Annotated in this window: 9 protein-coding genes; 4 read left to right on the plus strand and 5 right to left on the minus strand. The window is 61.7% G+C overall.

What is annotated here, in order from left to right; genetic code table 11:
• Positions 1-165 precede the first annotated feature (165 nt).
• Together M0D68_RS30320 and treA are read left to right on the plus strand one after the other, a co-directional pair.
• Positions 166-2,481 carry a PA14 domain-containing protein gene (locus M0D68_RS30320; protein ID WP_244869798.1) on the plus strand — a complete coding sequence of 772 codons (2,316 nt, stop codon included), beginning with the start codon at positions 166-168 and terminating at the stop codon, positions 2,479-2,481.
• Between the two features lie 214 nt (positions 2,482-2,695).
• Positions 2,696-4,363: an alpha,alpha-trehalase TreA gene (gene treA / locus M0D68_RS30325; RefSeq protein ID WP_211707139.1), complete on the plus strand. Its 1,668-nt coding sequence runs from the start codon at positions 2,696-2,698 to the stop codon at positions 4,361-4,363.
• A gap of 73 nt (positions 4,364-4,436) precedes the next feature.
• Here treA and M0D68_RS30330 read toward each other — a convergent pair whose 3' ends face one another.
• The 4 genes from M0D68_RS30330 to M0D68_RS30345 all read right to left on the minus strand — a co-directional run bounded on the left by M0D68_RS30330 (position 4,437) and on the right by M0D68_RS30345 (position 7,610).
• Positions 4,437-5,552: an alkene reductase gene (locus tag M0D68_RS30330; RefSeq protein ID WP_211707140.1), complete on the minus strand. Its 1,116-nt coding sequence runs from the start codon at positions 5,550-5,552 to the stop codon at positions 4,437-4,439.
• 213 nt (positions 5,553-5,765) lie between these two features.
• Complete coding sequence (locus M0D68_RS30335) at positions 5,766-6,401, minus strand: carbonic anhydrase (RefSeq protein ID WP_093644324.1); 636 nt, start codon at positions 6,399-6,401, stop codon at positions 5,766-5,768.
• A 220-nt stretch (positions 6,402-6,621) separates the two neighbouring features.
• Complete coding sequence (locus M0D68_RS30340; protein WP_211707141.1) at positions 6,622-7,125, minus strand: lipocalin-like domain-containing protein; 504 nt, start codon at positions 7,123-7,125, stop codon at positions 6,622-6,624.
• A gap of 224 nt (positions 7,126-7,349) precedes the next feature.
• Complete coding sequence (locus M0D68_RS30345) at positions 7,350-7,610, minus strand: DUF1488 domain-containing protein (protein WP_054035399.1); 261 nt, start codon at positions 7,608-7,610, stop codon at positions 7,350-7,352.
• A 236-nt stretch (positions 7,611-7,846) separates the two neighbouring features.
• Between M0D68_RS30345 and M0D68_RS30350 the strand changes: the two genes are divergently transcribed.
• On the plus strand, positions 7,847-9,340 hold the full coding sequence (locus M0D68_RS30350) for an MDR family MFS transporter (RefSeq protein WP_200618844.1): 1,494 nt from the start codon (positions 7,847-7,849) through the stop codon (positions 9,338-9,340).
• A gap of 150 nt (positions 9,341-9,490) precedes the next feature.
• Here M0D68_RS30350 and M0D68_RS30355 read toward each other — a convergent pair whose 3' ends face one another.
• The gene (locus tag M0D68_RS30355; protein WP_211707142.1) at positions 9,491-10,378 is read right to left on the minus strand and encodes a LysR substrate-binding domain-containing protein; all 888 of its coding nucleotides are present in this window, start codon (positions 10,376-10,378) and stop codon (positions 9,491-9,493) included.
• A gap of 183 nt (positions 10,379-10,561) precedes the next feature.
• Between M0D68_RS30355 and speB the strand changes: the two genes are divergently transcribed.
• Positions 10,562-11,548, plus strand: a complete 987-nt coding sequence (gene speB, locus M0D68_RS30360) for an agmatinase (RefSeq protein ID WP_266226239.1) — start codon at positions 10,562-10,564, stop codon at positions 11,546-11,548.
• Positions 11,549-11,579: the final 31 nt, after the last annotated feature.

Genomic DNA, 11,579 nt, shown 5'->3' on the forward strand with positions numbered 1-11,579 from the left:
CTTGTTTGCACCATTCCGGGTAAGTACCGATACAGCTCTCGCTAACTAATAATATTATTCATAGCAATTTCCGCATCCATGGGGATTGGACACACTGTCTATGGCCCCATGCAAATTTAATAATAATTATGACCATCAATTAAGCGGGGACATCAGGAGATACAGGTGCGCAATTACTTTGTGCTGGCGGCGCTCGCCATGTTGGGCGCTTGCGGCGGCAATGACGGTTCACCGGGCGGGACTGCGTCAGCGAACAGGCAGATCGCGGCAGTCGATTCCGCAGCGGCATCGGCAGCGTCGGCGGCCTCTGCGGCGGCTCTCGCGGACACCGCCAACGTCGAAGCCGAATTCAGGGCCGCGAAGACCATTCCATTGGGGATGAAAACGACGACACCCCCGCTTGTGATCACTGACCCCACCCTCAACCTTCCGCCGTACACCCCGCCACCGCCGCCCACTCCGGTTTCCACCACGACCCTCAACTTCGGCGACTTCACGAGCTACCTCGCGCCCGGATCGACACAAGGCTGGCAACCCGGCACGAGCAGTTCGACCATCACGATTGCCCCACCGGCCACCAACGGCACAGGCGCCGGCGACAAAACCGTTGCGCTCGCAAGCACCTATGCCACGGCGTCCTACGAAGCGGATGTGACGGTGAGCGCGCCCGTGGGTAACGGCGCCGCTAACGCCGGCTTTATCGTGCGCACGACCAACCCCACCGCCGGCGGCCCCGATAGCCTGACCGGCTACTACATCGGCCTCGATACCGGTTCGCACGTGTTGCAGGTCGGCCGCGAAAACAACAACTGGACGAACTTCATCGCGTATCCGATGAGCTCGATCGTGGGCGGCAGCACGCATCACCTGAAGGTCACGACGAGCGGCACGGCCATCACCGTCGATTTCGACCAGCAGCGCGTGATCAGCGTCAACGACGCCACCAACGCCCTCCCCGCGGCCTTCCAGTCGGGCAGCTTCGGGCTGCGGCGCTTCGGCGTCGGCGCGACCTTCAGCAACATCACAATCCACACGTATTCGACCGTTACGTCACCCAGCTTCGATTTCTCCAAGGTTGTCGGTGCGGTCTACACGCCGTCCAACGCGGTGAATGCGATCGACTTCTGGGAGAACTACGACCCCGAGATCGTCAACCGCGAGCTGACGTACGCGCAAACGTACGGTATGAACACGATTGCCGTGTATCTGCACTACCTCGTGTGGGCGAACGATCGCGTCGCATTCCTGAGCAAGTTCGAGAACCTGCTGAAGATCGCCGCGCGGCATGGCATCAAGGTCTCGCCGATCTTCTACGACGACTGCTGGAACCCGACGCCCGCATATGGTCCGCAGCCCGCGCCGGTCTGGGGCGTGCATAACAGCCAGTGGGTCCAGTCGCCCGGCACACCGGTCGAGCAGGCGTATTTCCAGCCGACAGCGGCCAATGCCAGCATCACGTACAAGGCGAGTCTCGCGAGCTACATCACCGACTTCGTCGCGCCGCACCGCAACGACCCCCGCATCATTTTCTGGGAGCCGATGAACGAACCGGGTTGCAGCGGCAACGGCTCGTTGCAGCAAACGCGCGCCGTGATGATGAACGATGCGCGCATCGCGATCCTGAATGCGGGTGCGACGCAGCCGATCAATTCGCCGCAGGTGCAGGAGGACGAAGGCTCGTATTTCTCGGACTTCTATGCGTTCCATCCGTACAACAACCCGTACACGGGTCCAGTGAACGGCAGCAATGTCAGCGCGCTGAATTCCGAAACGCTGCAGCGTGGCTTCCCTGGCACGACGGGTCAGACGATGCCGGGCATTGTGTCGAACTACGGCGGCACGACGGGCTTCATCGTGTGGGAACTGATGATCGGCCGCACCAATACGCGCTTCCACTGGGGCCAGGTGCCAAGCGCGCCTGCCACCGTCGAACCTGCCACGCCGTTCCAGGGAACGATCTATCCGGACGGTCATCCGTGGCAGACGTCGGAGACTCAGGCCTTGACGGGTGGGTTCGATGTGAAGCTGCCGGTGCTGCAGGTGGGCTACTACAACGATCCGACCTTCAGCAGCGCGCCGGTCAAGACATCGATTGCGCCGTTGATCGACTTCGACCTGAACACCGAGCGCGGCACCGATTCGCCGGATGCCTCAGCGGGCGTCAACGCGACGGGTTATGGCCTGCGGTGGACCGGTGCGATAGAGGCCGCCAGAACCGGGCTCTACACGTTCTCGATCAATAGCGACAACGTGGCTCGTCTGTGGATCAACGGGGTGCGGGTCATCAACAAGAAGACCTCGACGCCAGGCACCGTGAGCGGTACGACCTGGCTGAACGCGAAGCAGCGCGCGTCGATCAAGGTGGAGTATGTGCACGGTACGGGCCCGGCCAGCATGCACCTGTCATGGTCGAGCCCGGCGGCGCAGGGTCCAGGGGCACTGAGGATCGTGCCGTCGGATTCGCTCGTGACATCGAACTGAAGGAAGGCTTAATTAACAGCCCGGCAGCGCGCAAGCTGCCGGGCTGTTGGTAGCCGCCGTTAGCCATCGGCTTGCTCAGCGCACCTCGGCGCATTCCTTCCGCATAGTTTGAATCACCCTCCGTTTTGTGCGATGCTAGCCGCGCCCCAGCAATCATGAGAAGAACACGGGCGCGAGGCAGACCAATCCTGTTGTCCATTCCTCAGGAGGAGACATGATTGTGTCATCGCAATTGCGCCGCATCGGCGTCGCCCCTCGTCTGTCATTCGCCCCGCCGCTGGGCGCTGCCAGTTTAAGAAAAGCAAGCGCCGTTTCCAGCTTCGTTTTTCTCACCAGTCTCAGCGGCGTGTGTTACGCCGACACCCAGGTCGGCGGCACGCTCCCTCCCGCTCCTGACAAGCTATACGGCGATCTTTTCGTGGCCGTGCAAACCGCGCAGATCTATCCGGATCAGAAGACTTTCGTCGACGCAACGCCGAACGCCGATCCTGCCGCGATCGTGCAACTGTACGAACAGCAGAAGAACAATCCCGGCTTTTCGCTGGCGAACTTCGTCAACCAGTACTTCACGCCGCCGAGTGAACCCGTCATCACGCCGCCCGCGAATCAGACGCTGCGTGAGCACATCAACTGGCTATGGCCTGCCCTCACCCGCACCACCACGAGCGCGCCGGCAAACAGTTCGCTGATCCCGTTGCCGAAGCCGTACGTGGTGCCAGGCGGCCGCTTCCGCGAGGGCTACTACTGGGACACGTACTTCACGATGCTAGGCTTGCAGGAGTCGGGGCATGAAGATCTCGTCGACAACATGCTCGACAACTTCGCCTATGAGATCGATACGTTCGGCCACATCCCGAACGGCAATCGCACCTACTACCTCGACCGGTCCCAGCCGCCGTTCTTCTCGTACATGGTCGCACTGGCGGAGAAGGTCGAAGGCCGCGGCGTCTATCAGAAGTATTTGCCTGCCCTGCGCAAGGAGTACGCCTACTGGATGCAGGGAGAAAGCTCGACGCAGCCGGGCCAGGCCACCCGCAACGTGGTCGTGATGCCGGATCGCACGGTGCTCAACCGTTACTGGGATGAACTCGACACGCCGCGTGACGAGTCTTATCTGGAGGACATTCAGACCGCCCAGCAGGCAACGGGCCGCAATCCGAACGACGTCTACCGCGAGTTGCGGGCGACTGCCGAGAGCGGCTGGGATTTCAGTTCCCGCTGGTTCGGCGACAACATGACACTCGCGACGGTGCGCACCACGTCGATCATCCCGGTCGATTTGAACAGCCTCATGTTCCACCTTGAAATCACCATCGCGAAAGGCTGCGGCGAGACGCGCGATTTCCGTTGTGTCGGCGAGTTCGCCGAGCGCGCCGCCAAACGGGCGCTCGGGATCAACCGGTACTTGTGGAACGCCAAGGGCTATTACGGCGATTACGACTGGACGCTTGCGAAGCCGCGCGACAACAAGACTGCGGCAATGGTGTTTCCGTTGTGGGTCGGTGCAGCGTGGCCGGACCGTGCGCAGAAGACGGCTCAGCAGGTGCAATCCGTCCTGCTGCAACCGGGCGGCCTTGCGACCACCACCTACAACACCACGCAGCAATGGGATGCACCGAACGGCTGGGCGCCCTTGCACTGGGTCGCGATTGAAGGCTTGAAGCGCTATGGCCAGGATGCGCTTGCGCAGCAGATCGGCACGCGCTTTCTGACTGACGTGAAAGGGGTTTACGCGTCAGAGAACAAGCTGGTTGAAAAGTACGTGGTGGAAGGCGCGGGCACCGGAGGTGGCGGCGGTGGCGAATATCCGCTGCAGGACGGCTTTGGATGGACCAACGGGGTGACGCTCAAGCTACTCGATCTGTATAGCCCGGGCGACTGATCTGCACGGTGTAGCAATGCAAGGAGGCGCACACGTCGCCCATAGCGGCGTGTGCGCGGAAGCGTAGGTCCACTCAGCGCTTCGCGTCCTCGTCCAGCGTCGGGTAATCGGTGTAGCCTTCCGCACCGCCGCCATACATCGTGCTCTGATCCGGCTCGTTCAGCGCTGCGCCAACCCGAAGCCGCTCGACCAGATCCGGGTTCGAAATAAAAGGTCGGCCAAACGCAATCAGGTCTGCCCGTTTTGCCTTGAGCGTCTTCTGCGCGAGCTCCCGGTCATAGCCATTGTTCGCCATGAACAATCCATCGAATGCCTGGCGCAACACCTGCAGATCGAAACCGCCCTCGACGTCGCGCGTGCCGCCCGTGTCGCCTTCGATGACGTGCAGGTACACGAGCTTGCGGGCATTGAGTTGCTTTACCACATAGGTGAACAGCGGTTCGGGATCGCTGTCGGCGATATCGCCGAAGCTGCTGAGCGGAGAAATACGCACGCCGACGTGCTCACCACCCCAGACCTCCGTCACGGCATCGGCCACTTCCAGCAACAGGCGCGCGCGATTTTCAATCGAGCCGCCATATTGATCGGTTCGTTGATTGGTCCTGTCGCGCAGAAACTGATCGAGCAGATAACCGTTTGCCGCGTGGATTTCCACGCCATCGAACCCAGCGGCCTTCGCGTTTTGCGCGGCCAGACGATATTGCTCGACGATGCCCGGCATTTCCGAGGTTTCAAGTGCACGCGGCGTGACGAGCGGCACGAAGCCCTCGTCGGTATAGGCCTGGCCTTCGGGTTTGATCGCCGAAGGCGCTACGGGCAACGCATTACCCGGCTGCAGCGACGGATGAGAAATACGGCCCACGTGCCACAACTGCAGGTACATATGGCCGCCCTTCGCATGCACGGCATCGGTAATATGTTTCCACGCCTGTACCTGGGCGTCGTCATAAATACCAGGCGTGAACACATAGCCCTTGCCTTGCTGCGAAATCTGCGTCGCCTCGGCGATGATGAGACCGGCCGTTGCACGTTGTGCGTAATACTCGATGGCCAGTTCGCTCGGCACGTCGGCCTCCTTCGCGCGACTGCGCGTCAGCGGCGCCATCACGATGCGATTGGGCAACTGCAGCGGCCCGAGCGCGACCGGTTCGAACAGGTAGCTATCGACGTGCGCGGATTCGGTAGACATGGCGGCTCCTTGAAAAAGATCCAATGCATCGAAAGGCGGCTAGCTGCCTGGCTCGTGGCGCTCCATCGAGCGGCGTCATCGGCGCGTGTTGCAACAAGCGCTGGAGCGATGCCGCCTGCTTCAGGCGCTCTGGCAGTATAGGTTGCTATCCGGAACGCCGAAGAGGTTTTCCGGTTTTACCGCATGTGCTTTTCGTGGGGCTGCGGTCCGAAGCTAGACTGCATAAATTTCAGGGTTGTCCACCAACGGCAAAAACTCTCCTGTGCGCCCATCGAGTGCGAGCATGGCGCCGCTTTCGATATTGAAGATCCAGCCGTGCAGTCGCAACGATTTGTTCGTGAGGCCCACGGCCACTGACGGATGCGTACGAATGTTCGCGAGTTGCGCCATCACGTTGTCTTTGACGAGAGCGTCGAGACGCTCGGCATCTGACGCATAAGTTCGCGATGCGTTAATCGCTTTCGCCGCATCGGCGTGACGGAGCCAACCCGCCACGGCCGGCAGATGGTCGAGGTTCGTGCACGTGCAGATCGCCGTCATCGCCCCGCAATTGGAGTGGCCGCAAATCACGATATCCCGCACGCCCAATACTGCCACCGCGTATTCGACAGTGGCCGATACGCCGCCCGGTTCCGGGCCGTAAGACGGTACGATGTTGCCCGCGTTGCGGATCACGAACAGCGCGCCGGGCTCCACCTGGGTCAATAGCTCAGGAACGACACGGCTGTCCGAGCAGGTCACGAACAGTGTGCGTGGATTTTGCGCAATCGATAAGCGCTTGAACAATGCGCTTTGCTGCGGGAAGACTTCGCGTTGAAAGCGGATGAATCCTTCTATGATTTCCTGCACGACGTTCTCCGGATAGTCAATGCCTCGGCCTGCCAGGCACGCGGCAAAGGTCCAAGGCGTATCTGCGATCGGTTGGCGCGACTATACCGCAGCACATAAAAAAGCCGAAGCTCACGTTCACGTACTTGACGGCGTTGCAATTGATCGTGTCGGGACTCGATGGCATCGCTCATGCGCACCGGGCAGTTCAGATTATCCCTGTGATTACAGGCGAAGCGCGCTATTTGATTCGTTGCCACACGACTTTCGACGATCCATAGCCGAAGGCGCCGGGCGTGATGTACGTCAGCCGGTCGCCGTCGAGCGTAAATGGGCGGCGCTGAACATCCGCGTCCCAATTCGGAAACGAACTCTTTTGAATGTGAAAGACGATAATCCGCGCCGCGGGGTCCACGGTATACGTGCCGAAATGCGCGACACTGCCGCGAGCGATCTTCGCGTTTTCTTCCGCCGTGCCTTGCTGCCTTTCCCCAGAAGTGAACTTCGGCAGATCGGAACTCAGCACGAGCAGCACGTAGCGCCCGTCATTGCCGAAGATGAGTTGCCCCTGCGGATGCGGACCGAGCAATTCCACTTCGTTACCGCTCTTCGCCACCGTCAGCGAAACGAGCGACCACGACCCCACGAGGCTGTCCGCGGTTTGAGCAAAAACGCTTCGCATGGGCGCGCACAATACCGCGAACGCGACCACGATGGCGGCGAAGACCTTTGGCATTGGTTTCATGACGCTCTCCACGCGCGCGAGGACGTGAGACGTGAGGTCAGACGAATCCATCGCGCTTCGCTAGTGCGGATTGGGCTCGAGGGCTCGAGTGCTCGAGTGCTCGAGTGCTCGAGTGCTCGAGTGCTTTGAAGGGTAGGTGGTTTGCGAGTGAAAAGCTATCGGAGCAGGCCCGGCGAATAGATACCGGACCGCCCTCCCAGGTCAAGGCCCGGAACGTTGAGACCTCAGTTGAAATCCCCGGTTTCGAGCTCCACGGATCGTCCCCCGTTTTTCTCGAGGACTCGCCGCGTAGCATTTTCAATCCGCGCGCGATTGGCCTCGAAGGTACCGACCAGATTGTGGGCCGACGGACCCTCGTTGCCGAAATGGTCGTTCAGCGCATCCAGCGACACGCTGCACCAGACGTCAGCCCCATCGACATTAGCTTCGAAGGCTACGCGCGCCGCTGCCACCACTTCACGGCGTCCGGTGAATTCGATCCTCATAATGACCCTCCATTTAGCGAAAGTAGCGATGAGCGCGCAAAGGCTGTGCCAGGCTGATGCCTTGAAGCCGAATCAAAGCCGCTTGAGCCTGGCCATTGCTGGGCGCTCAGCACACATTCTCCGCAAGGTGCATACTCGACATCGGCCGCCTTCGTGCGGCCGCGCTTTTGCGTCGCGGCGTGCGTGCTACCTTTCAAGCCGTCAGACGCTTCCAACATCCTAATACTACCCGCCCCATGTCCCGCAGCCCGCAATCGTCGCGTCCCTTAGTCATTGCCGCAGTCATGGCATCAATGGCGATGGTCGCCATCGAAGCCACCATCGTTTCCACCGCCATGCCGCAGATCGTCGCCCAACTCGGCGATCTGCATCTGTATAGCTGGGTCTTTTCGTCGTTCCTGCTGACGCAAACGGCGATGACCGTGGTGTTCGGCAAGCTTGCCGATCTCTATGGGCGCAAGCCGGTCATACTCGCCGGCATCGCCATCTTTCTGCTTGGCTCGGTACTGGCCGGCTTCGCCTGGTCTATGCCCGCCATGATCGTGTTCCGCCTGATTCAGGGTGTCGGCGCGGGCGCGATCCAGCCGGTCACGCTGACCGTCGTCGCCGATCTCTATCCGGCGCGCGAACGCGGCAAGGTGCAAGGCTATCTCGCCAGCGTGTGGGCCATTTCAGCAGTGGTCGGCCCGATGGTGGGCGGCTTCATCATTCACAACATGTCGTGGGCGTGGATCTTCTGGATGAACGTGCCGATCGGACTTGCCTCAGCGGCGGGCTTCATCGCGTTCCTGCGCGAATCGGAACGGCATGCGCGCCCGTCGATCGACTTCGCGGGCGCGGCGCTATTCATGGCGGCGATCGCGGCGCTGATGATGGCGCTGACCTACGCGGGTGACGACGACATCGCCAAGGCATCGCTCGCGGGTGGCGCGTTCATGCTGTGCCTGCTGTTCTTCGTGTTTCAGGAACGCCGCGCGACTGAGCCGATGATCTCGTTCGCGCTCTGGAGCCGTCGGCCGATTGCCGCGTGCAATGCGGCAACCGTGCTGTCCGGCATGATCCTGATGGGCTCCACCACCTTCCTGCCGATGTATGTTCAGGGCGTGCTGCACCGCTCGCCGGTGGTTGCCGGTCTTGCGCTCACGATGATGATGGTGGGCTGGCCCGCGGGCGCGACACTCGCGGCGAAGACGTTTCACCGTATCGGCTTGCGGCGCATTCTGATCGGCGGCAGCGCGTTCATCCCGATTGGCGCGGTGCTGTTGCTGTTCCTGCAGCCTGGCGGCTCGCCGCTTATCGCGGCGTTCGGTTCGCTCATCATGGGCTTCGGCATGGGCACGTCGAGCGTCAGTTCGCTGGTGCTGATCCAGGAGATCGTCAAGATGGACGAGCGCGGCAGCGCCACCGCATCGAATCTCTTTTCGCGCAATCTCGGCAGCACGCTCGGCGCGACGCTGTTCGGCGCGGTGCTCAACTTCGGACTCAGTCACTCGAAGGACGTCGCCGTGGTGACGTCCGATCAGTTGAAGGCGCTGCTGCAGAATCAGGTGGCGAGTCTTGCCGATAGCGACATGATCCGCATGGTGTTGCATCAGTCGCTGCACCTGACCTTCATCTCGATCTTCGCGATTGCGATTTTTGTGGTCGTGCTGTTGGGCTTCGTGCCGGCGATCAACATCGGGCCGGCGAAGCAGGTGCCGCTTGAAGCGCTCTCGCCACTCGAGGACTGAGCTTTGCTACTCGCCGCCCGCAGGCAACGTGGCGGCGAAAAAATCGATCGCCCGTAGCGACACGGGAACGCTGACGTCCGCGAATGAGGTGCTGTCGAACTGGTGCAGAGCTTGCGAAATTTTCAAGGCGCAGCACGCATGGGCTGCACCTCAACCGCCGTCCCGGCAGAGCCTCACCATCCACGCATAAACCGCATCCACCGCAGCGGAACGCGCCGGTTGGGCGGAGCGCATCAACCAGAGCGGCGCGAGTGGGAAACCCGGGACCTGCGGCAAGACCTCGACGCGCCCGTTCGTCAACGCATCCCCGGCGGTAAGCCGGGACACCATCGCGATGCCCGCTTCCTGCTCGGCTGCCGCCACGAGGATGCGGGGGTCGTCGACCGTCATCGCACGCCGCGTGCGCAAACCACCGCGCCTCAACTCTGGCAACCACGGGGCCCACTCCGGACGCTGCTCGAGCACCAGCAAAGGCGCCTGCGTCAACACCTCGGGAAAGGACGTCGAACGCAGACGGCGCGCGGTCACAGGTCCGCAGATAGCGACCGCCTGCTCGTCGAGCAACGGCTCGCAGATCACTTCGGGCGTGCGGATCTCCTTCGCGGAAACGATCAGGTCGACATCGACACGATCGATCTCGTTGACTTCGTCCCCGGTAACGAGCCATATCTCGATGTTCGGCATGGCCGCCGTAAATGCCGGCATGCGCGGCATGATCCAGCCCGTCGCGAACTGCGGCGCGCAATAGATGATCACGGAATCGGGATTGCCATACGGCTCGATGCGATCGCGCCCATCCGCTAGGGTCGTCATGGCCGACGTCACGGTCTGCGCAAATAGCAGACCGGCCGCCGTCGGCGCGACGCCGCGTCCAATCCGCCGGAACAGCGGCACCCCGGCCCACTCCTCGAGTTGCTGTATCTGATGGCTGATCGCCGACTGGGTCAGCGCGAGTTCTTGCGCCGCGCGCGTGAAGCTGCCGAGGCGCGCGGCGGCGTCGAAAGCGAGCAAGGCCTGCAGAGGGGGAAGTCTACGCATCGGATCGCCACGGTCAGGGAAGATATTAGAAATATCGATACTTCCAGCAAGATTCTTCGCTTTTCGCCGGAATATTGCCTCGCAATCATAGCGCCAGTTGCTCTTCACACGCCTCGTGCCGTTTTTCAGACATGAGAAATATTTGTGTGACGGCGCTCATTGAAACTGACCGGATCGACGTGTATGACCCTGAACCTGAACGCTTTGCTCCCCGCCTCGACCGCTCCTGCCGCAGGCACTGACGCGGCCGGCCAACCTCATCCGCCCACCTACGCGGGCGTGCTGTCCTTCATGCGGCGGCCCTACACACGCGATCTCACCGGCGTCGACGTCGCCGTATCGGGCATTCCGCTCGATCTCGCGACCACCTTCCGTCCCGGCACGCGTTTTGGCCCGGCGGGCATTCGCGCCGCCTCCGTGCAACTGGCCGAACTGGGCGCGTTTCCGTGGGGCATCGACCCGTTCGATCATCTAAACGTGGTCGACTACGGCGACTGCTGGTTCGACGCCCACAACCCGCTCGGCATTCGCGACGCGATCATCGCCCACGCCCGCGAGATCCTCGCCACGGGCACCCGCATGCTGACGCTCGGCGGCGACCACTACATCACTTACCCGCTGCTGATCGCTCACGCTGAAAAGTACGGCAAGCCGTTGAGCCTGATCCACTTCGACGCGCATTGCGACACGTGGCCGGACGACAACCCCGATTCCCTCAATCACGGCACGATGTTCTACAAGGCAATCCGCGAAGGGTTGATCGATCCGGTGCGCTCAGTGCAGATCGGCATTCGCACCTGGAACGAGGACTTCATGGGCGTGCGCATTCTCGACGCGCCGTGGGTCCATCGCAACGGCACACAGGCGACCATCGACGAAGTGTTGTCGATGGTCGGCGATGCGCCCACGTACCTCACTTTCGACATCGACTGTCTCGATCCTGCCTTCGCGCCCGGTACGGGCACGCCGGTGGCAGGTGGCCTGAGCTCGGCACAGGCGCTGGAAATCGTTCGCGCGCTGGGCGCCGTGAATCTGGTCGGCGCGGACGTGGTGGAAGTGTCACCGCCCTACGACCACAGCGACGTCACCGCGCTCGCCGCGGCCCACCTTGCCGCCGACATGGTGTGCCTGATGCGCAATCAGAAACTGCAACGCCATCAGCGTATGTAAATCCATGACTGCTCTGCTGAACCCTCTCTGG

The sequence above is a fragment of the Paraburkholderia sp. SEWSISQ10-3 4 genome (assembly GCF_030464785.1).
Lineage (GTDB): Bacteria > Pseudomonadota > Gammaproteobacteria > Burkholderiales > Burkholderiaceae > Paraburkholderia > Paraburkholderia aspalathi.

Bases quoted from the DNA above. Each gene is read 5' to 3' on its own strand.
- speB (WP_266226239.1), top strand. From the start codon at position 10,562: ATGACCCTGAACCTGAACGCTTTGCTCCCCGCCTCGACCGCTCCTGCC.
- M0D68_RS30350 (WP_200618844.1), top strand. From the start codon at position 7,847: ATGTCCCGCAGCCCGCAATCGTCGCGTCCCTTAGTCATTGCCGCAGTC.
- M0D68_RS30345 (WP_054035399.1), bottom strand. From the start codon at position 7,610: ATGAGGATCGAATTCACCGGACGCCGTGAAGTGGTGGCAGCGGCGCGC.
- M0D68_RS30355 (WP_211707142.1), bottom strand. From the start codon at position 10,378: ATGCGTAGACTTCCCCCTCTGCAGGCCTTGCTCGCTTTCGACGCCGCC.
- M0D68_RS30340 (WP_211707141.1), bottom strand. From the start codon at position 7,125: ATGAAACCAATGCCAAAGGTCTTCGCCGCCATCGTGGTCGCGTTCGCG.
- M0D68_RS30330 (WP_211707140.1), bottom strand. From the start codon at position 5,552: ATGTCTACCGAATCCGCGCACGTCGATAGCTACCTGTTCGAACCGGTC.
- treA (WP_211707139.1), top strand. From the start codon at position 2,696: ATGATTGTGTCATCGCAATTGCGCCGCATCGGCGTCGCCCCTCGTCTG.